Origin of the sequence: Kitasatospora sp. NPDC096147, assembly GCF_044763225.1 — a bacterium.
In the GTDB taxonomy this organism is placed as follows: domain Bacteria; phylum Actinomycetota; class Actinomycetes; order Streptomycetales; family Streptomycetaceae; genus Kitasatospora.
The window spans coordinates 761,185-779,854 of sequence record NZ_JBIWFX010000004.1; the positions used below are offsets into that span (position 1 = coordinate 761,185).

Sequence of the window (18,670 nt, forward strand, 5' to 3'; positions counted from 1 at the left end):
GGACCTCATGGAGGTGGAGACGGGATTTGAACCCGTGTACACGGCTTTGCAGGCCGTTGCCTCGCCTCTCGGCCACTCCACCAGGCAACTGCGAAGAACGATCTTACCCTGTTCTCCGTCGAGCGGACGACGAGATTCGAACTCGCGACCCTCACCTTGGCAAGGTGATGCTCTACCAACTGAGCTACGTCCGCCTGTCCTCGGGGCCCCTCACCGCTGTGTTGCGGCTCCGTTTCCCGGCGACGTGTTGAACTTTAGCGGATTCCCGGGCCAGCTCAAATTCCGTTCCCGCAGCGTGCCGCCGGGGCGCCCCCGGAGGCCCCTCCGAGCTGGCACCTCGTCAGCTCCGCAGGCCAGTCCGGCGACCCTCGCCGCCCGACGCCCGGGACCCCCGCCGACCTACACTTCGAAGCACCCCCGCACCACCCTCACCGCGCAGGAGCACCGTGTCCGGCCGCACCACCCCCCACACCAGCCCGACCCCCATGGCGAGGTTCGGCGGCCGGCTGGCGACCGGCCTGCGCGACGTCACCTCCGACCCGGCCGCCCTCGAGGGTGAGGGGTACTGGGCGGTGGCCTACGACTTCGAGGGGCGGCTCACCTGCGCCCGCTTCGACTCCGTCCGCCCCGATCCGGCCCCGCCGGGCACCGCGGGCTGGCTCGGGCCCGACCCGGGCAGCTGGCGCAGCTCGCTGGACCGGGCCGCCTACACCGCCGGGGTCCGGCGGATCCGCGAGCACATCGCGGCCGGCGAGGTCTACCAGGCCAACCTCTGCCGGGTGATGACCGCGCCGCTGCCCGATCCGGACCGCAGCGACATCGACGCCCTCACCGGACTGCTGGCCCACGGGAACCCGGCGCCGTACGCAGGAACGATCCGGCTGCCCGGCCACGGCGTGGAGATCGCCACCGCCTCGCCCGAGCTCTACCTGCGCCGCCGCGGCCGCACCGTCTCCTCCGGGCCGATCAAGGGCACCGGCCGGACCGAGCACGACCTGCTGGAGAAGGACCACGCCGAGAACGTGATGATCGTGGACCTGGTCCGCAACGACCTCGGCCGGGTCTGCGCCACCGGCACCGTCACCGTCCCGGACCTCTGCGTGGTGGAGAAGCACCCCGGCCTGGTGCACCTGGTCTCCACCGTCGAGGGCGAGCTGCGCGAAGGCGCGGGCTGGGGTGAGCTGTTCGGCGCCACCTTCCCGCCCGGCTCGGTCACCGGGGCCCCGAAGTCCAGCGCGCTGCGGATCATCGAGGCGCTGGAGACCGCTCCGCGCGGCCCCTACTGCGGGGCGGTCGGCTGGGTGGACGCCGACCGGGGTGAGGCCGAACTCGCCGTCGGCATCCGGACGTTCTGGATCGACCGGGCCGAGCCTGGCCGTCCGCTGCTGCACTTCGGCACCGGTGCGGGCATCACCTGGGGCTCCGACCCGGAGCGCGAGTGGGACGAGACGGAGCTCAAGGCCGGCCGCTTGGTCGCGATAGCCTCGGGCACCGAGCAAGCCAGTTAGGGGCACCTGATGATCTGGGTCAACGACCGCCTGGTCGACGAGAGCAGCGCCACCGTCTCCGTACTCGACCACGGGCTGACCGTCGGCGACGGAGTGTTCGAGACCGCCAAGGCGGTGGACGGGACGGCCTTCGCGCTCACCCGTCACCTCGACCGGCTCAGCCGCTCCGCCGAGGGGCTCGGCCTGGCCGCTCCGGACCACGCCCTGGTCCGCGAGGGTGTCCGCCAGGTGCTGGCGGCCAGTCCGATGGAGCTCGGCCGACTGCGGATCACCTACACCGGCGGCACGGCCCCGCTCGGCTCCGAGCGCGGGGACGCCCCGCCCACCCTGGTGATCGCCCTCGGCACCGCCAAGCCCCGCCCCGACACCACCGTTGTGAAGACCGTCCCGTGGCGGCGGAACGAGCACGGCGCGCTGACCGGGCTGAAGACCACCTCCTACGGGGAGAACGTGGTCGCGCTGGCCGCCGCCCACCGGGCCGGCGCCTCCGAGGCGATCTTCGCCAACACCGCCGGACGGCTCTGCGAGGGCACCGGCTCCAACATCTTCGTGGTGCTCGGCGGCCGGCTGCTCACCCCGCCGGTCTCCTCCGGCTGCCTGGCCGGCATCACCCGGCAGCTGGTGGTCGACTGGAGCGGGGCCGAGGAGGCCGACCTCCCGTTCGAGGTGCTGGCCGAGGCCGAGGAGGTCTTCCTCACCTCCACCCTGCGCGACGTGCAGGCCGTCACCCGGATCGACGACCGCGAGCTCGCCGGTCCCGGGCCGGTCACCCTCAAGGCGATGGCCCAGTTCACCGAGCGGGCGGCGGACGACCTCGACCCGTGATCCGCGCGGGCGGATCAGGTGCGGCGGAGCGGGGAAGGGACCTTCCATGACCACCACCCTCCGCCCCGAGCAGCCCGAGGACGTCCGGCCGGACGGCAGCCGTACCCGGCGCTGGCTGATCTGTGTGAACGGCCGCCCGGTCGGCTCGCTGCGCACCACCGCCACCCCCTACGGCGAGCAACGCTGGGGCACCATCTCGGAGTTGGAGGTCACCGAGGGCCTCCGCCGGGGCCGTGCCACGGTCGGCGCGCTGGCCGCCGAGGAGGTGCTGCGGGGCTGGGGCTGCAACCGGGCGGACGTCACCGTCCCGGCCGGGAACGAGGCCGCCCTGGGCCTGGCCCGGCTGCTCGGCTACACCGAGCGGATGCGGAACATGGCCAAGCGCCTCGGCCGCCCGCCGGAGCTCCCGGACGGCCTGACGGTCCGTCCGATCGGAGCGGAGCGCTTCGACGCCTGGCTGGCCGAGGCGAAGGAGGGCTACGTCGCCCACCTGACCGGCTCGGGCCTGGCCGAGCAGCAGGCCCGGGAGAAGGCCGACGCCGACCACCGGCAGCTGCTGCTCCAGGGCCACGCCACCCCCGGCACGGCCCTGCGCGAACTGCTGGACGCGCAGGGCACCGTGCTGGGCACCCTCTGGCTGACGCTGCGTCAGAAGCAGCTGCCGGACGGCTCCCCGCTGGCCTGGGTGATGACCGTGGAGGTCGGCCGGGAGCACCGGGGGGCCGGCCACGGCCGGACCCTGATGCGGCTCGCCGAGCGGGAGTGCCTGGCCGCCGGGGTGGCCGACCTCGGGCTCAACGTGTTCAGCTCCAACGAGGTGGCGATCCGGCTCTACGAGTCGCTCGGCTACCGGCTGACCCGGCGGGTGCTGGGCAAGCGCCTGCTCTGAGCGGCTGTCCTGCGGGGCGGCGGTCAGGCGGTGGTGGTGGCGGCGTCCAGGATGGCGGTGATCCGCTCGCGCAGGCCGTCCTGGCTCTTGCCGCCGTCCAGGCGCTGACCGGCGATCAGGTAGGTCGGGGTGCCGGTGACACCGATCGCCTTGCCCTCGGCCTGGTCGGCGTCCACCACCAGGGTGTGGCGGCCGTCGATCAGCGCCACGTCCATCTCCTCGGCGTCCAGGCCGAGCTCGCCGGCCAGCGCGACCAGGAAGGCCTCGCCGCTCTTGGCCTTGGCCAGCTCCTCGCACCGCTCCAGCAGCGCCTCGGTGTACTCCCAGCCCCGGCCCTGGGCGAGCGCCTCCTCGGCGGCCTGGGCGGCGGTGTAGGCGTGCCTGTTCTTCTCCAGCGGGAAGTGCCGGAGTTCGAGGGTGAGCGCCTCGCCGTACTGCTCGCGCAGCGCGCGCAGGTCGGTCAGGGCGGTGCGGCAGTCGGGGCACTGGAGATCGGCCCAGAACTCGAGCCGGGGGAGGGGTGCGTCGGTCATGCCCCCAAGTCTTCCACCCTTCCGGCCTGCCGCTTTCCGCCCGGGGCCGATTCTGTGGCCGGGCTCCACCGGCACTCCGGCCGACCGGTCACCCGGCGGACCGCCGGGCGGCCCGTCCGATCGGGGGCTCAGCTCGCGGCGACCGTCTCGGCCGAGCGCTGGCGGGCCCGGTAGGCGGCCACGTGCAGGCGGTTGCCGCAGGTGCGGCTGTCGCAGTAGCGGCGGGAGCGGTTGCGGGAGAGGTCGACGAAGACCCGGGCGCAGTCCGGCGCCTCGCAGCGGCGCAGCCGCTCGCGCTCGCCGGCCATCACGATGAAGGCCAGTGCCATGCCCAGCTCGGCCGCCAGGTGGTCGCCGATCGCGGCGTGCGGGGCGAAGTAGTGGATGTGCCAGCCGTGGTGGTCGTGGTTGACCAGCCGGGGCGTGGTGCCGGCCGCCGCGACCACCGCGTTGACCAGCTCGGCGGCCTCCTCGGTGGAGCCGGCCGAGAAGACCTCGCGCAGCCGGCCGCGCAGGCGCCGGACGGCGGTCAGGTCGATCTGGGTCAGCGAGTCGACCTCGCTGATCTCCCGGCGGGCCACGAACGAGTGCAGGGCCGGCAGGTCCGGGAGCTGCTCGCTGCCGCAGGCATCGGGCGAGGTGTTGAGCAGCTCGACCAGAATGCCCAGCGCGCATTCGGTGTCATGGGTGATCAGCACGTGAGGCTCCTCGCGCGGCGGGGGCTTCGTGGGCCCCGCGTCGGTCGTTCCCGCGACTCTACCGGCACGGGCCGTCACCACGGGCCGGACCGGGGAAGGGCGAGGGCCCCGGCGCGCTCCACTGGGGAGCGTGCCGGGGCCCGGCCCTGACGACCGCCCGGTGGGCGGGGAGAGTGCGACCGTGCCCCCGAGTAGGACGGACGCGGTGGCGGGACGTTACCCGTGCCGGAGCGGTCAGCTCTCGGCGAGGATGTGGGACAGCTCCCGGTCGAGGTCGAAGTGACGGTGTTCGGTGCCGGGTGGCACGGCGGCGTCGGTGCGCTTGAGGAACGACTCGAGCGCTCGTGCCGGGGCTTCCAGCAGGGCTTCTCCTTCCGGAGAACTCAGGGCGATGCAGACCACCCCCTGACCGTGGCTGCGCGAGGGCCACACCCGGACGTCGCCGGTGCCCGTGGGTCGGTGCAGCCCCTCCGCGAGGAGGTCGCGGGCGAACACCCACTCCACGGTCTCGTCGGCTCCCGTGTGGAAGGTCGCGTGGACGGCATAGGGGTCGGCAGTGTCGTAGCGCAGGCCCGCGGGGACGGGCAGTGAGGACTCGCTGGACACGATGAGGCGCAGGTGCAGCTCGCAGCTGACCGTGGTGTTCATAAGCGCCAGGGCCTTTCGCTCAGTGTGCGCTCGGGGAATCGCACGTCGGCGAACGGACCATCCCACCTGAAAGCCCGGTGTAAACCCGTCTGTCCCGATTCCTGCCCGAGTCGTACCCCTTCCGGCGCATTGCGGAATCGCTACGGAGCCCGTCCGGGCCGGGAACCGTGGGGCTGCTCCGGTAGTTTTCGCGGCATGGCTGTACGAAACGACAATCCCGGGCCCGAGCGCTCGGAGGACGCTCCGGCGCAGACGCCGGAGCAGGAGCAGGCCGACGCCGGCCTCGGCTCCAAGGCTCCGCACTTCATCCGCCGCTCCCGGCCGCTCCACCTGAGCTGGCAGGTGGCGGTCTTCCTGGTCGGCCTCGCGGTGGTCGCGCTCGGGGTGGTGATGCTGCCGCTGCCCGGGCCGGGCTGGGTGGTCATCTTCCTGGGCATGGGCATCTGGGCGACCGAGTTCGTCTGGGCCCAGCTGGTGCTGCGGTGGACCAAGCGCAAGGTCACCGAGGCGGCGCAGAAGGCGCTGGACCCGAAGGTCCGGCGGCGCAACATCATCCTGACCACCGTCGGCCTGGTGATCATCGCCGGGCTGGGCGGGCTGTACCTGTGGAAGTACGGGATGACCATGCCGTGGAAGATCAACCGCTGACCGGCGGCCCGGCCGGGCCCGGGGGCGACGTCGACGGGGGAGCGGGGAGGGTGTCCGGAGCACCCCTCGGGATGCGGTAATGTTTTCCCTGCACCCGGGCGATTAGCTCAGCGGGAGAGCACTTCGTTCACACCGAAGGGGTCACTGGTTCGATCCCAGTATCGCCCACCGGAATGCGGGAAGACCCCGGCCAATTAATTGGCCGGGGTCTTCCGTCGTTTCCGGGAGTTCCGTTCCGCGGAGCTGATTCGGCGTCAGTCCCCTTCGCCGGTACCGGAAGTGGCGGAGCGTCGGGCGGGGGTCGTCGGATGGAATTGGCCAGCCGCGCCCGGGAGGTGCTACTGTTCATCTCGTTGCCCGGGCGATTAGCTCAGCGGGAGAGCACTTCGTTCACACCGAAGGGGTCACTGGTTCGATCCCAGTATCGCCCACCGAGTAACACAGAGGCCCTGACCGGCAGTTCGCCGGTCAGGGCCTCTGGCGTTGACGGGCCGTCAGGCCGCGACGGTGCAGTCGTGCTCGGGGTAGGGCCGGCCGCCGCAGGCGCACCGGGCCGGGCGCAGCGGCCAGGAGAAGTCCACCTGCTCGGCCACCCCGGAGCGGTCGAACCAGCCCTGCAGGCCCCGGGCCTGGGCCGCGTGCCAGACCACCTGCCGCAGGTGCAGCTCGGCGGGGGTGAGCGAGCCGAGCGGCCCGGGGAAGCGCTCGCCCAGGGTCCGGGTCAGCTCCAGGGCGGCGGTGGCGTCGGCCGCCGCGTCGTGCGCGCCGGTCAGCGTGACCCCGTAGTGCGCGCACAGGTCGGTCAGGGTGCGGCGGCCCTTGCGGTAGCGGTCGGCGTACTTGTCCATCACCCGGGGGTCCAGCACCAGCAGTTCGTTCGCCCCGAGGCTCGCGGCGAGCGTGCTGGCCCGGTGCCGGCGCAGCTCGCGGTCGAGCAGGGTGAGGTCGTAGGGGGCGTTCATCACCACCAACGGCACGTGCCGGTGGGCCTGTTCGGCCAGGGCGCGGGCGATCTCGGCGACCACCACCCGGGGCGGGCGGCCGAAGTCGCGGGCCCGCTGGTCGGTGATGCCGTGCACCGCCCGGGCGCCCTCGGGGATCGGGACCCCCGGGTCGGCCAGCCAGGAGAGGGTGCGCACCGGCGCACCGGGAGCGGTCTGGAGCACCAGCGCGGCCGAGACGATCCGGTCGGTCTCGACGTCCACGCCGGTGGTCTCGGTGTCGAATGAGGCGAGCGGGCCCTGGTACCAGGGCAGGACGTTCGGCATGGCGAGCCCCCGATCCCCACCGGGCGGCGCCCGGCGCGCCTCCGAGGACCGGAGGCGCGCCGGGCACGGCCGCGTTCTGCCCTGTTGATACCGCAGTTGACGGCCCCTCAATCCAGCGTGCGGCGCGCACCCGTCCGGCGCCGTGGTCGCAAGGGGGCAGCGGTGCGCGGTGCGGCTCGTGATCTCGGTACCATCGGACTCGCGCAGCACCGTGCTGCGGCACACAGAGGTCAGGAGAGACCGGTGACCGACGTCCGGATCATCATCAACCGCGAACCCGATCGGGAAGAGCGCGTGGTGACCACGGGCACCACGGCCGCCGAGCTGTTCGCCGACGACCGTGCCGTGATCGCCGCCCGGGTGGCCGGCGCGCTCAAGGACCTGGCCTACCAGGTGCAGGAGGGCGACGAGGTCGAGCCCGTCGTCATCTCCAGCAAGGACGGCCTGGACATCCTGCGGCACTCCACCGCGCACGTGATGGCGCAGGCCGTGCAGCAGCTCTTCCCGGAGGCCAAGCTCGGCATCGGCCCGCCGGTCAAGGACGGCTTCTACTACGACTTCGACGTCGAGAAGCCGTTCACCCCCGACGACCTCAAGGCCGTCGAGAAGAAGATGCAGGAGATCATCAAGCGCGGGCAGAAGTTCTCCCGCCGGGTGGTCACCGACGAGGCAGCCACCGAGGAGCTGGCCGGGGAGCCCTACAAGCTGGAGCTGATCGGGCTCAAGGGCTCGGCCGCGACCGCCGGCGAGGGCGCCGACGTCGAGGTGGGCGGCGCCGAGCTGACCATCTACGACAACGTGGACGCCAAGACCGGTGACCTCTGCTGGGGCGACCTCTGCCGCGGCCCGCACCTGCCGTCGACCCGGCACATCCCGGCCTTCAAGCTGATGCGCAACGCGGCCGCCTACTGGCGCGGCAGCGAGAAGAACCCGATGCTCCAGCGCATCTACGGCACCGCCTGGCCGACCAAGGACGAGCTCAAGGCCCACCTCGACTTCCTCGAGGAGGCCGCCAAGCGCGACCACCGCAAGCTCGGCGCCGAGCTGGACCTGTTCTCCATCCCGGAGGAGATCGGCTCCGGCCTGGCCGTCTTCCACCCCAAGGGCGGCATCATGCGCCGGGTGATGGAGGACTACTCGCGCAAGCGCCACGAGGAGGCGGACTACGAGTTCGTCTACTCCCCGCACGCCACCAAGGGCACCCTCTTCGAGCTCTCCGGTCACCTCGACTGGTACGCCGACGGGATGTACCCGCCCATGAAGCTCGACGGCGACATCGACTACTACCTGAAGCCGATGAACTGCCCCATGCACAACCTGATCTACCGCTCGCGCGGTCGCTCCTACCGCGAACTGCCGCTGCGCCTCTTCGAGTTCGGCACCGTCTACCGCTACGAGAAGTCCGGCGTGGTGCACGGCCTGACCCGGGCCCGGGGCTTCACCCAGGACGACGCGCACATCTACTGCACCCGCGAGCAGATGGCCGACGAGCTGGACTCGCTGCTGACCTTCGTGCTCGACCTGCTCCGCGACTACGGGCTGAACGACTTCTACCTCGAGCTGTCCACCAAGGACCCGGAGAAGTTCATCGGCTCGGACGAGGACTGGGAGGAGGCCACCGAGACCCTGCGGGCCGCCGCCGAGAAGCAGGGCCTGGAGCTCGTGCTCGACCCGGCCGGCGCCGCCTTCTACGGCCCGAAGATCTCGGTGCAGGCCCGGGACGCGATCGGCCGCACCTGGCAGATGTCCACCATCCAGGTCGACTTCCAGCTGCCGCAGCGGTTCGAGCTGGAGTTCCAGGGTTCGGACGGCAACCGCCAGCGTCCGGTGATGATCCACCGTGCCCTGTTCGGCTCGATCGAGCGCTTCTTCGCGGTGCTGCTGGAGCACTACGCCGGCGCCATGCCGCCGTGGCTCGCCCCGGTCACCGTGGTCGGCATCCCGATCACCGACGAGCACATCCCGTACCTGCGCGAGGTCGCGGCCGAGCTGAAGAAGCAGGGCATCCGGGTCGAGGTGGACGCCTCGGACGACCGGATGCAGAAGAAGATCCGCACCGCCCAGAAGTCCAAGGTCCCGTTCATGCTGATCGCGGGCAACGACGACGTCGAGGCCGGCGCGGTCTCCTTCCGCTACCGCAACGGCGAGCAGAAGAACGGCGTGCCGGTGGCCGAGGCGGTCGCCGAGATCGTCGAGGCGGTCCGCAGCCGGGTCCAGGTCTGACGGTCCGTGTGCTCCGGGGCGGCCTCTCTTCCGGAGAGACCGCCCCGGACTGCTTTCCCCGGGCGCATCGGCGAATATGCTGATCAGCATGACGAGTGAGCCGGAACTGCAGCGGGGTGTGGGCGAACCGGATGGATTCCGGCGCCTGTGGACGCCTCATCGGATGGCGTACATCCAGGGAGAGAACAAGCCCACCGGGCCCGCGCCGGACGACGGTTGTCCGTTCTGCTCGATCCCCTCGCTCAGCGACGAGGACGGGCTGGTGATCGCCCGCGGCAGCGCGGTCTTCGCGGTGCTCAACCTGTACCCGTACAACGGCGGGCACCTGATGGTGGTGCCGTACCGGCACGTGGCGGACTACACCGACCTGGACGCCGAGGAGACGGCCGAGCTGGCCGACTACACCAAGCGGGCCATGACGGCGCTGCGCACCGCCTCCGGCGCGCACGGCTTCAACATCGGGATGAACCAGGGCGCGGCGGCCGGTGCCGGGATCGCCGCCCACCTGCACCAGCACGTGGTGCCGCGCTGGGGCGGGGACGCCAACTTCATGCCGGTGGTCGGGCACACCAAGGTGCTGCCCCAACTGCTCGCCGACACCCGGAAGATCCTCGCCGAGGTGTGGCCGCAGGCCTGACCCGACGACGGAGGGGCGGTACCCGGTCGGATCCGGGTACCGCCCCTCCGTGGTGGCTGCGAGCGGCTCAGCCCGCGTCGTAGCGGTCGGCCCTGAACGGGCGGACGCCCTGCAGCTCGGACTTGAGGATGCCGCCCCGGTTGGCCAGCCGGGTGGAGTCCACGTCGTGCTCGTCCAGGAACTCGATGGTGGCGGCCAGCACCGCGTTCACCACCGGGGCGGCGCTGAACACGGCGTCGTCGGACTTGAACCGGCTGGTCCAGGTCGGATCGGCGAAGGAGCTGCGGAACGAGAACGGCTCCGGCAGGCCGATGCCGCCGCCCAGCCAGGCCAGCAGACCGGGGATCGCCACGAGCGGCGCCCGGACCGCCTGCCGGACCACCTCGTCGTCGGTGACCAGCGGGAGGACGACGGTGCGCTCCTCCCAGAACTTGCCGGTCTTCGGGACCTTGATCTCCTCCGGCTTGGGCTTGGCACCGAACAGCCCGTTCAGCGGGCCGAGCGCGTGGCCGGAGACCGAGACCCGCAGGGTGTTGCTCATCACCGTCACGCCGATCACCACCGTGGTGACCAAGTGGCCCTTGTGCAGCACCAGTTGGGCGACGGTGCGGTGCCGGCTGTCGGTGCCCAGGCTCTGCCGGTTGGCGATGGTCTGGAGCGCGAAGTCACGCATCCGGTAGCCGTCCATGTCCGGTCCGCCCGGGCGGCCGATCTCGTCCATGCCCTCCGAACCGTCGATCACCAGCCACTGCTGGACGGCCATGTGCGGCATGCCGCCACCGCCGACCTCGCTCTGCGTCAGGCCGCCCAGCCTGGAGGTGATCTTCCGGCTGAGGTCCCAGGGGTGGAAGGCCCGGAAGTCGGCGTGCCCCTCGGCCGGGCGCAGCTCCTCGACCACCTGCCAGTCGCCCCAGCGCGCGCCCGCGCCGAGCAGGCCCTTGGCGCCGGCGTAGTGGTGGACGTTGGTCTCCTGCTCCGCCGTCAGCCGCTCCAGGGAGGCGCGCAGGTCGGCGGCCTTCTTGTCCAGGTCGTCCTTGGGCACCGCCTTGGGCACCGTGGCGGCCAGCGCGCTGCCCTCGACCAGCCCGGCCCAGCGGTCCCGCAGCTCCACCGTGGAGCGCAGCACCAGCCGCTTGGCCAGGTACCAGCCGAGCACCGGGGCCAGCATCATCACCCGGAAGTAGAGCGAGAACGGGCCGGCCACCGGGGGGATCAGCGCCAGCAGCAGGGCGAGCCCGGCGCCGACGAACATCAGCAGGGAGTTGTAGAGGCCCCGTCGGTTGGCCGGAGCCTTCCGGCGGGACCAGTCCCGGCCGTAGAAGATCGCGAGCCAGATCAGCGTGCCGGGCAGGAACAGCACGCCGGTGAGCACGGAGATGATCTGCAGCTTGCGGTCCCGCTGGTCGCGCAGGTCCTCGGCGGCCAGGCAGTGCTCGACCACCATCCGGGTGTCGGTGCCGAAGGAGGGCACCAGCGGGTTCCGTCCGGCGCCGAGGGTACGGGCGATGACCGCCTTGGCGTACGCCTCGCCGACGCTGGGGCGGAACAGGCTGTTCTTGCCCTTCTTGACGGTGACGCCGGGCAGGGCCTCCAGCTTCTCGACGTTGCCGTCCCGGTACGCCACCGAGGAGAGCAGCTGGGTGACCGCGGTCTGCGGTCCGACGTCCGTACGGGGTATCTGCGCGCCCGGGGTCATGTCCAGCTTGGTCACGGCGGCGTCCCCTCCTCCCCTTGTCAGCGGCAGGTTACCGTGCGACCGGCACCCCGCGTGCTTGATCGTCTGAACCGCCGTCACTTCCCGTCGTGCGGACGGGGCGTGCAGTGATCGTGCCCACTTTCGAGCGGCACCGATCCTCGGGGCGGCGGATGGGGCAGGATCGGGCCATGAGCGAGACGCGGGCGGTCGATCCGGTGCTGGTCTACGACGGGGACTGCGCGTTCTGCAGCAGCAGCGCGCAGTTCGGTGAGCGCTACCCGAGGGCGAGCCTGTCGGCGGCGAACTGGGAGTCGGTGCCGTTCCAGTTCGCCGACCTGGCGGCGCTCGACGCCCTGGCGGGCGGCCGGGGACTGGTCAGCCGGGAGCGGGCCGAGCGGGAGGTGCTCTGGGTGACGCCGGCCGGGCGGGTGTACGGCGGGGCGCAGGCGGTGGCCCGGCTCCTGATGCGGTCCGGCGGCGCCTGGGCCTACGCCGGAGCGGTCCTGACCCTCCCCCCGGTCCGCCCCCTGGCCGCCTGGGCCTACCGCTGGGTCGCCGCCCACCGCCACAGCCTCCCCGGCGGGACGCCGGCCTGCGCCCTGCCCCGGCGCGGGGCGCAGGGGTGACCCGAGGCTCAGTAGCACCCCAGGGGTGCCGGGAACTGCACGCGTCGGAAGGCGGTCGACCGGCAACTGAACCGCCGTCAGCCGGTTGCACGTGCTGCCGTTCCCCCGCGCGCAGTTCCTCGCGCCCCTGGGCGCCTGCCCTGCCGGTACGTGGCGTCGTCGGGCGGGAGCTCTGCCGATAAGGGGGCTCCGCCGCGTGGGCGCGGGGCCCTGCTGATGTGCGGCTCCGCTGCGGGGCGCGGGTCGGTAGGCGGCTGACCGGCAACTGATCCGCCGTCAGCCGGTTGCAGGTGCTGCCGTTACCCCGCGCGCAGTTCCTCGCGCCCCTGGGCGCCTGCCCTGCCGGTACGTCGCGTTGCACGGGTCGGCTCGCGGGGGCCGGGCTCTCGCAGGGGTCGGCCCGCGGGGTCCGGGGTCAGGCGTACTGCGCTGCCAGGGACGGCGGCATCGGGGCGTGGCGGACGTAGCTGCGGGAGAAGGTGCCGGTGCCGTGGGAGAGGGAGCGGAGCTCCACGGGGTAGCGGCTGAGTTCGAGTTCGGGGACCTCCGCGCGGACCAGGCTGAGGCCGGGGCCGCCGGGTTCGGTGCCGAGGACGTGGCCGCGGCGGGCCGAGAGGTCGCCGAGGACGGCGCCCTGGTACTCGTCGGGGAGCAGCACCCGTACCTCGTCCACCGGCTCCAGCAGCTGCACGCTGCCGTGCGCCGCCGCCTCCTTGAGGGCGAGTGCGGCGGCGGTCTGGAAGGCGGCGTCGGAGGAGTCGACGGAGTGCGCCTTGCCGTCGGTGAGGGTGACCCGGACGCCGACCACCGGGTGGTCGCCGCGCAGGCCGTGGGCGAGCTGGGCCCGGACGCCCTTCTCCACCGAGGGGACGAAGTTGCGCGGCACGGCGCCGCCGACCACCCGGTCGACGAACTCGACCTCCCCGCCCGGCAGCGGATCGACCGTCAGGTCGCAGACCGCGAACTGCCCGTGCCCGCCGGACTGCTTGACGTGCCGGCCGTGCCCGCTGCTGCTGGTGGCGAAGGTCTCGCGCAGGGCCACCCGGTACGGGACGGTGTCCACGTGCACGCCGTAGCGCTCGCGCAGCCGGTGCAGGACGACGGCCTGGTGGGCCTCTCCGGTGCACCAGAGCACCAGTTGGCGGGTGTCCGGGTTCTGCTCGACCCGCAGGGCCGGGTCCTGGGCGGTGAGCCGGGCCAGGCTCTGGGCCAGGCGGTCCTCGTCGGCCTTGCTGTGGGCCTGGACGGCGACCGGGAGCAGGGCCTCGGGCTGCGGCCAGCCGGGGAGCTGTCCGCCGGTGCCGCCGAGGGTGTCGCCGGTGCGGGCCCGGGCCAGCTTCGCCAGGCAGACCAGGTCGCCGGGCAGGGCGTGCGGGACGGGGCGCTGGCGGGCGCCGAACGGGCTGGTCAGGGCGGTGACGCGCTCGTCGGGGCGGTCAGGCAGGTGGAGCGTGGTGTCGGGCCGCAGGGTGCCGGACCAGATCCGGGCCAGGCTGAGCCGGCCGACGTACTGGTCCTCGCCGGTCTGGATCACCTGGGCGGTGACGGGGGCGTCCGGGTCGCAGGCGGGCCGGTCGTCGGCGCGCTCGACGGGGGAGGGCAGCACGGTGACGATCAGGTCGAGGAGTTCGGCGGCGCCCAGCGGGGCGGCGGTGCAGAGCAGCGGGTGGACGGCGTCGGCTCGGACCTCGCGGCGCAGCGCTCCGGTGAGCGAGGCCGGGTCGAGCTGCTCGCCGGCCGCCCAGCGCTCCAGCAGTTCGTCGTCCTCGCCCGCGATGGCCTCCACCAGGGCGCCCCGGGCGGCCGGGTCGGGCTCGGGCGCCTCGCCGTACGCCTGCCCGGTGAGCAGGTCGACCGAGCCGGTCAGCCGGCCGCCGGCGAAGCGCGGCTGGTACAGCGGCAGCACGGTGTCGGGGTGGCCGTCGCCGAACGCCTCCTGACAGGCCGTCACGGCCTCCGGCCCGTGCACGTGGGTGAGCGCGACGACGGTGGGCAGCCCGGCGGCCCGGCACTCGCGCCAGAGCGCCAGCACGGTGGGGCCGACGGCGTCGGTGGCGTTCACCACCAGGACGGCGGCCTCGGCGGCGTGCATCGCGGCGTGCCGGCTCCCGGCGAAGTCGGCGTAGCCGGGGGTGTCCAGCAGGTTGACCTTGTGGCCCTGCCAGGGGAGCGGCAGCAGGGCGAGCTGGACGGAGCGCTGCTGGTGGTGCTCGATCTCCTCGTGGTCCGAGGCGGTGGTGCCGGCGGTGACGCCGCCGGGCCGGGTGAGGGCGCCGGCGGTGACGGCCAGGGCTTCGGCGAGGGTGGTCTTCCCGGCTCCGGCGGCGCCGACCAGGACGACGTTGCGCAGCCGGGACGGATCTTCGACCGGTGCGGGGGGAGGGGTGGTCCGGTCGGTCATGGCGCACCTTCGATCACGGTCGGTGTGCCGTCGGATGCCCTGGGTGGCCGCGCGTTGGGCCGGATGGCGCTCGCGGGCGTGGGGCGGCGAGGGGTGCGAGCGGCGTGGATACCATTGTCCGGCCGGGCGGGCCGATCCGCCCGGCCGTCCGCCGTCCACCGGGCGGCGGCGGGTTACGGAAGATCGGGGCGGTCCGGAAGGCCATGCTCAACAAGTACGCACGTGCCTTCTTCACACGTGTCCTGACGCCGTTCGCCGCGCTGCTGCTCCGCTGGGGCGTGAGCCCTGACGCCGTGACGCTGGTCGGGACGGCCGGTTCGGTCGCCGGGGCGCTGGTGTTCTTCCCGCGCGGGGAGTTCTTCTGGGGCACCATCACCATCACCCTCTTCATCTTCTCCGACCTGGTGGACGGGAACATGGCCCGCCAGGCCAACACCTCCAGCCGCTGGGGCGCCTTCCTGGACTCCACCCTGGACCGGGTCGCCGACGCGGCGATCTTCGGCGGGCTGGCGCTCTGGTACTCCGGGCAGGGGGACAGCAACGCGCTCTGCGCGGTGGCCGTCTTCTGCCTGGCGAGCGGTCAGGTGGTCTCGTACACCAAGGCGCGCGGCGAGAGCCTGGGCTTCCCGGTGAACGTCAACGGGCTGGTGGAGCGGGCCGAGCGGCTGGTGATCACACTGGTCGCGGCCGGGGTGACCGGGCTGGGCACCTTCGGGGTGCCGTACCTGGAGTGGCTGCTGCCGACCGCGCTCTGGGTGGTGGCCGTGGGGAGCCTGGTGACGGTGTTCCAGCGGATGCTGACGGTGCGTCGGGAGTCCCGCGAGGCGGACGCGGCGGAGGCGAAGGCGTGACGGGTGTGAAGGAACGGCTCACCGACGGGGCGTACGCGCTGGGTTGGGCGGCGCTCAAGCACCTGCCCGAGCCGGTGGCGCGCGGCCTGTTCGACCAGCTCGCGGACTTCACCTGGCGCCGCCGGGGCAAGGGCGTGCTGCGACTGGAGGCCAATCTGCGCCGGGTCCGGCCCGAGCTGGACGAGGCCGGCATCCGGGCGCTGTCCCGGGCCGGCATGCGCTCCTACCTGCGGTACTGGAAGGAGTCGTTCCGGCTCTCGGTGTACAGCCGGGCCCAGCTGGCGGAGCAGTGCCAGGTCAAGGGCCTGGAGCGGCTGGACGAGGCGCTGGCCTCCGGGCGCGGCGCCGTGGTGGCGCTGCCGCACATGGCCAACTGGGACCTGGCCGGGGCCTGGGTGGCCGCCGTCGCCGGGCACCCGTTCACCACGGTGGCCGAGCGGCTGAAGCCGGAGTCGCTGTTCGACCGCTTCGTGGCCTACCGCGAGGGGCTCGGCATGGAGGTGCTGCCGCTGACGGGCGCCTCGGTCTCGGTGATCGGGACGCTGGCCCGGCGGCTGCGCTCGGGGAAGCTGATCTGCCTGGTCGGTGACCGCGACCTCTCCGAGGCGGGCCTGCCGGTGGACTTCTTCGGCGAGACCACCAGGATGCCGGCCGGTCCGGCCGCGCTGGCCCTGCGTACCGGGGCCGCGCTGTTCCCGGTGACGCTCTGGTACGACGGCCCGGTGATGCGGGGCGAGATCCACCCGGAGGTCGTCCCGGCGGCCGAGGGCGACCAGAAGGAGAGGACCTCGGCGATGACCCAGGCGATGGCGGACGTCTGGGCCGAGGGCATCCGCGAGCACCCGGAGGACTGGCACATGCTGCAGCGGTTCTGGCTGGCCGACCTGGAGGCGCGGGCGTGAGGATCGGGATCGTCTGCCCGTATGACTGGGACGTGCCCGGCGGGGTGCAGTTCCACATCCGCGACCTGGCCGAGCACCTGATCGGCCTCGGCCACCAGGTCTCGGTGCTGGCCCCGGCCGAGGACGAGTCGGCGCTGCCGCCGTACGTGGTCTCGGCCGGCCGGGCGGTCGCCGTGCCGTACAACGGCTCGGTGGCCCGGCTGAGCTTCGGCATCCTGTCGGCGGCCCGGGTCCGGCGCTGGCTGAACGACGGCCACTTCGACATCCTGCACGTGCACGAGCCGGCCTCGCCGAGCCTGTCGATGCTGGCCGCCTGGTCCGCGTCCGGGCCGATGGTCGGCACCTTCCACACCTCCAACCCGCGCTCCCGGGCGATGATCGCGGCCTCGCCGATCCTGCAGCCGGGCCTGGAGAAGATGAGCGCCCGGATCGCGGTCAGCGAGTACGCCCGCCGCACCCTGGTCGAGCACCTGGGCGGCGACGCGGTGGTGATCCCGAACGGGGTGGACGTCGGCTTCTTCGCCGGCGCCGAGCCGGACCCGCGCTGGACCGGCACGGTGGCCGCGCCGACCATCGGCTTCATCGGCCGGATCAACGAGCCCCGCAAGGGCCTGCCCACCCTGCTGGCCGCCCTGCCGAAGATCCTGGCCGAGCGCCCGGGCGTGCGGCTGCTGGTGGCCGGCAAGGGCGACGAGGAGGAGGCCGCGGCCGGCCTCACCCCCGAGGTGCGCCGGCACGTGGAGTTCCTCGGCATGGTCAGCGACGAGGAGAAGGCCCGGCTGCTGCGCAGCGTGGACCTGTACGTGGCGCCCAACACGGGGGGCGAGAGCTTCGGCATCATCCTGGTCGAGGCGATGTCGGCCGCCGCGCCGGTGCTCGCCTCCGACCTGGACGCCTTCAAGCAGGTGCTGGACGGCGGCGGGGCCGGGGAGCTCTTCCCGGTGGAGAACGCGGCGGCGCTGGCCGACGCGGCGGTGCGGCTGCTGGCCTCACCGGAGCGGCTGGCCGAGCTGCGCGAGGCGGCCTCGCGGCATGTGCGGCGCTTCGACTGGGAGACCGTGGGGGCCGACATCCTCGCGGTCTACGAGACGGTCACCTCCGGCATGCCGCAGGTGGCCGAGGACACCCGGGGCGGCTGGCGCGAGCGCCTCGGCCTGGCCCGGGACTGACGGAACGACAGGTGGGGGAGTGACATGCCGCAGGTCCTGATCGACCACACGGCCGGGCTGGACGTGGACTGGCCGAGCCTGACCGAGATGCTGCACCGGGTGGTCCCGGAGGTGATAGGCGCCGAGGTGGCCGCCTGCAAGACCGTGCGCCGCCCGGCCGAGCTGGTGCTGGTCGGTGACGGCGGGTCAGGGGAGGCCCTGGTGCTGGTGGAGGTCAAGATCCTGGCCGGCCGGGACGTCGGGAAGCGGGCCGAGCTGACCCGCCGGGTGCTGGACCTGCTCCGGGCGTACGTCACCGTGCCGGCCGCGTTCGGCGTGCAGGTCACCGAACTCGACCGGGACACCTACCGCTTCGAGCACCACCCGGCGCGGTAGCGTACCTGCCCGTGAGCAACTGGATCTGGGCCGCCGTGGCGGTCGTGCTGTTCGGCATGTACCTGAGTTGGACGGCGGGGCGGCTGGACCGGCTGCACGCCCGGATCGACGCGGCGCGCGCCTCGCTGGACGCGCAGCTGCTGCGCCGCTCCTCGGTGGCGGTGGAGCTGGCCACCTCCTCGCTGCTCGACCCGGCGGCCTCGATCCTGCTGCTGGAGGCGGCGCACGCGGCCCGGCAGGCCGAGGACGACCACCGCGAGGTGGCCGAGAGCGAGCTCAGCCTGGCACTGCGGGCGGTCTTCGCCGAGCCGGAGCAGCTGACCGCGCTGGCCGGTGCGCCCGGCGGGGCGGAGGCACTGAAGGACCTGACGGCCGCCGCCCGCCGGGTGCCGATGGCCCGGCGCTTCCACAACGACGCGGTCCGGGCGGCCCGCGCGGTGCGCGAGCACCGCCTGGTCCGGTACTTCCGGCTGGCCGGGCGGGCGCCCTTCCCGCTGGCCTTCGAGATGGACGACGAGCCGCCGGCCGCGCTCACTCCCGAAGGTGCACCGGCCTGACGTCCGGATGTCCGTCACGAGCCGCTTTGTCGTAAGCATCAGGCCGTTCTTGCCTTGGTGGTGCATGGCCCCCACCCGGTTCGGGCCTACGATAGGGCGATAGCACTGGTACATCTTCGAGTGAGGTCACACGTGTCCACCACCCCCATCACCGCTGACCAGCCGCAGATCGGCACCGCCCGCGTGAAGCGCGGCATGGCCGAGCAGCTCAAGGGC

At 72.9% G+C, this 18,670-nt stretch carries 18 protein-coding genes and 4 tRNA genes; 14 read left to right on the forward strand and 8 right to left on the reverse strand.

All coding sequences use genetic code 11. The annotated features are described in order from the left end of the window. Positions 1–8 precede the first annotated feature (8 nt). Positions 9–82 (reverse strand) — tRNA-Cys (locus ACIRBX_RS17520). A 39-nt stretch (positions 83–121) separates the two neighbouring features. Continuing rightward, positions 122–194 (reverse strand) — tRNA-Gly (locus ACIRBX_RS17525). A gap of 291 nt (positions 195–485) precedes the next feature. Here ACIRBX_RS17525 and ACIRBX_RS17530 point away from each other — a divergent pair. Genes ACIRBX_RS17530 through ACIRBX_RS17540 form a run of 3 tightly spaced genes read left to right on the forward strand, consistent with a single transcriptional unit; the run spans position 486 to position 3,222 of the window. Beyond that, positions 486–1,508 (forward strand): chorismate-binding protein, encoded by a 1,023-nt coding sequence (locus ACIRBX_RS17530; protein ID WP_402297576.1) that lies wholly within the window; start codon positions 486–488, stop codon positions 1,506–1,508. Positions 1,509–1,514: 6 nt separating this feature from the next. Continuing rightward, on the forward strand, positions 1,515–2,333 hold the full coding sequence (locus tag ACIRBX_RS17535) for an aminotransferase class IV (RefSeq protein WP_402297651.1): 819 nt from the start codon (positions 1,515–1,517) through the stop codon (positions 2,331–2,333). A gap of 46 nt (positions 2,334–2,379) precedes the next feature. Beyond that, a complete protein-coding gene (locus ACIRBX_RS17540; protein ID WP_402297578.1) occupies positions 2,380–3,222 on the forward strand; it encodes a GNAT family N-acetyltransferase in 843 nt (280 codons plus the stop codon). 23 nt (positions 3,223–3,245) lie between these two features. On the opposite strand, the gene ACIRBX_RS17545 is transcribed toward ACIRBX_RS17540, so the two are convergent. The 3 genes from ACIRBX_RS17545 to ACIRBX_RS17555 form a co-directional block, all read right to left on the reverse strand. Continuing rightward, on the reverse strand, positions 3,246–3,755 hold the full coding sequence (locus ACIRBX_RS17545; protein ID WP_402297579.1) for a DsbA family protein: 510 nt from the start codon (positions 3,753–3,755) through the stop codon (positions 3,246–3,248). Positions 3,756–3,883: 128 nt separating this feature from the next. Then, positions 3,884–4,453 (reverse strand): CGNR zinc finger domain-containing protein, encoded by a 570-nt coding sequence (locus ACIRBX_RS17550; RefSeq protein WP_402297580.1) that lies wholly within the window; start codon positions 4,451–4,453, stop codon positions 3,884–3,886. A 234-nt stretch (positions 4,454–4,687) separates the two neighbouring features. Continuing rightward, a complete protein-coding gene (locus ACIRBX_RS17555; RefSeq protein WP_030056266.1) occupies positions 4,688–5,101 on the reverse strand; it encodes an SsgA family sporulation/cell division regulator in 414 nt (137 codons plus the stop codon). 195 nt (positions 5,102–5,296) lie between these two features. Here ACIRBX_RS17555 and ACIRBX_RS17560 point away from each other — a divergent pair, with 195 nt between their 5' ends. The 3 genes from ACIRBX_RS17560 (at position 5,297) to ACIRBX_RS17570 (ending at position 6,180) form a co-directional block, all read left to right on the forward strand. Then, a complete protein-coding gene (locus ACIRBX_RS17560; protein ID WP_402297581.1) occupies positions 5,297–5,749 on the forward strand; it encodes a TIGR02611 family protein in 453 nt (150 codons plus the stop codon). Between the two features lie 96 nt (positions 5,750–5,845). Continuing rightward, positions 5,846–5,917, forward strand: a tRNA-Val gene (locus tag ACIRBX_RS17565). Positions 5,918–6,108: 191 nt separating this feature from the next. Beyond that, positions 6,109–6,180, forward strand: a tRNA-Val gene (locus tag ACIRBX_RS17570). A gap of 63 nt (positions 6,181–6,243) precedes the next feature. On the opposite strand, the gene ACIRBX_RS17575 is transcribed toward ACIRBX_RS17570, so the two are convergent. Then, complete coding sequence (locus tag ACIRBX_RS17575) at positions 6,244–7,017, reverse strand: 3'-5' exonuclease (protein ID WP_402297582.1); 774 nt, start codon at positions 7,015–7,017, stop codon at positions 6,244–6,246. Positions 7,018–7,260: 243 nt separating this feature from the next. Between ACIRBX_RS17575 and thrS the strand changes: the two genes are divergently transcribed. Both thrS and ACIRBX_RS17585 read left to right on the forward strand, forming a co-directional pair. After that, a complete protein-coding gene (thrS, locus tag ACIRBX_RS17580; protein WP_402297584.1) occupies positions 7,261–9,240 on the forward strand; it encodes a threonine--tRNA ligase in 1,980 nt (659 codons plus the stop codon). Between the two features lie 76 nt (positions 9,241–9,316). Further along, positions 9,317–9,877 carry an HIT family protein gene (locus ACIRBX_RS17585; protein WP_402297586.1) on the forward strand — a complete coding sequence of 187 codons (561 nt, stop codon included), beginning with the start codon at positions 9,317–9,319 and terminating at the stop codon, positions 9,875–9,877. Positions 9,878–9,944: 67 nt separating this feature from the next. Here ACIRBX_RS17585 and ACIRBX_RS17590 read toward each other — a convergent pair whose 3' ends face one another. Then, a complete protein-coding gene (locus tag ACIRBX_RS17590; protein ID WP_402297587.1) occupies positions 9,945–11,588 on the reverse strand; it encodes a hypothetical protein in 1,644 nt (547 codons plus the stop codon). Between the two features lie 173 nt (positions 11,589–11,761). On the opposite strand from ACIRBX_RS17590, the gene ACIRBX_RS17595 reads away from it, so the two are divergent. Then, a complete protein-coding gene (locus ACIRBX_RS17595; RefSeq protein ID WP_402297589.1) occupies positions 11,762–12,199 on the forward strand; it encodes a thiol-disulfide oxidoreductase DCC family protein in 438 nt (145 codons plus the stop codon). A 415-nt stretch (positions 12,200–12,614) separates the two neighbouring features. Here ACIRBX_RS17595 and ACIRBX_RS17600 read toward each other — a convergent pair whose 3' ends face one another. Next, complete coding sequence (locus ACIRBX_RS17600; protein WP_402297591.1) at positions 12,615–14,600, reverse strand: elongation factor G; 1,986 nt, start codon at positions 14,598–14,600, stop codon at positions 12,615–12,617. 203 nt (positions 14,601–14,803) lie between these two features. Between ACIRBX_RS17600 and pgsA the strand changes: the two genes are divergently transcribed. The 5 genes from pgsA to ACIRBX_RS17625 are packed head-to-tail and all read left to right on the forward strand — an operon-like array spanning position 14,804 to position 18,454. Beyond that, entirely contained in the window at positions 14,804–15,451 is a 648-nt protein-coding gene (gene pgsA / locus ACIRBX_RS17605) for a phosphatidylinositol phosphate synthase (RefSeq protein ID WP_402297593.1), read from the forward strand. After that, positions 15,448–16,353 (forward strand): phosphatidylinositol mannoside acyltransferase, encoded by a 906-nt coding sequence (locus ACIRBX_RS17610; protein ID WP_402297595.1) that lies wholly within the window; start codon positions 15,448–15,450, stop codon positions 16,351–16,353. Before pgsA ends, ACIRBX_RS17610 begins: the two co-directional genes overlap by 4 nt. After that, positions 16,350–17,522, forward strand: coding sequence for a glycosyltransferase family 4 protein (locus ACIRBX_RS17615; RefSeq protein WP_402297597.1), 1,173 nt, complete (start codon positions 16,350–16,352; stop codon positions 17,520–17,522). The genes ACIRBX_RS17610 and ACIRBX_RS17615 overlap by 4 nt, the downstream gene beginning before the upstream one ends. A gap of 24 nt (positions 17,523–17,546) precedes the next feature. After that, entirely contained in the window at positions 17,547–17,897 is a 351-nt protein-coding gene (locus tag ACIRBX_RS17620; RefSeq protein WP_402297599.1) for a 5-carboxymethyl-2-hydroxymuconate Delta-isomerase, read from the forward strand. A 56-nt stretch (positions 17,898–17,953) separates the two neighbouring features. Next, positions 17,954–18,454 (forward strand): hypothetical protein, encoded by a 501-nt coding sequence (locus tag ACIRBX_RS17625; RefSeq protein WP_402297652.1) that lies wholly within the window; start codon positions 17,954–17,956, stop codon positions 18,452–18,454. The last annotated feature ends 216 nt before the right edge of the window (positions 18,455–18,670 follow it).

Bases quoted from the DNA above. Each gene is read 5' to 3' on its own strand.
- pgsA (WP_402297593.1), top strand. From the start codon at position 14,804: ATGCTCAACAAGTACGCACGTGCCTTCTTCACACGTGTCCTGACGCCG.
- ACIRBX_RS17540 (WP_402297578.1), top strand. From the start codon at position 2,380: ATGACCACCACCCTCCGCCCCGAGCAGCCCGAGGACGTCCGGCCGGAC.
- ACIRBX_RS17575 (WP_402297582.1), bottom strand. From the start codon at position 7,017: ATGCCGAACGTCCTGCCCTGGTACCAGGGCCCGCTCGCCTCATTCGAC.
- ACIRBX_RS17560 (WP_402297581.1), top strand. From the start codon at position 5,297: ATGGCTGTACGAAACGACAATCCCGGGCCCGAGCGCTCGGAGGACGCT.
- ACIRBX_RS17555 (WP_030056266.1), bottom strand. From the start codon at position 5,101: ATGAACACCACGGTCAGCTGCGAGCTGCACCTGCGCCTCATCGTGTCC.
- ACIRBX_RS17545 (WP_402297579.1), bottom strand. From the start codon at position 3,755: ATGACCGACGCACCCCTCCCCCGGCTCGAGTTCTGGGCCGATCTCCAG.
- ACIRBX_RS17595 (WP_402297589.1), top strand. From the start codon at position 11,762: ATGAGCGAGACGCGGGCGGTCGATCCGGTGCTGGTCTACGACGGGGAC.
- ACIRBX_RS17585 (WP_402297586.1), top strand. From the start codon at position 9,317: ATGCTGATCAGCATGACGAGTGAGCCGGAACTGCAGCGGGGTGTGGGC.
- ACIRBX_RS17530 (WP_402297576.1), top strand. From the start codon at position 486: ATGGCGAGGTTCGGCGGCCGGCTGGCGACCGGCCTGCGCGACGTCACC.
- ACIRBX_RS17600 (WP_402297591.1), bottom strand. From the start codon at position 14,600: ATGACCGACCGGACCACCCCTCCCCCCGCACCGGTCGAAGATCCGTCC.
- ACIRBX_RS17625 (WP_402297652.1), top strand. From the start codon at position 17,954: ATGTACCTGAGTTGGACGGCGGGGCGGCTGGACCGGCTGCACGCCCGG.
- ACIRBX_RS17620 (WP_402297599.1), top strand. From the start codon at position 17,547: ATGCCGCAGGTCCTGATCGACCACACGGCCGGGCTGGACGTGGACTGG.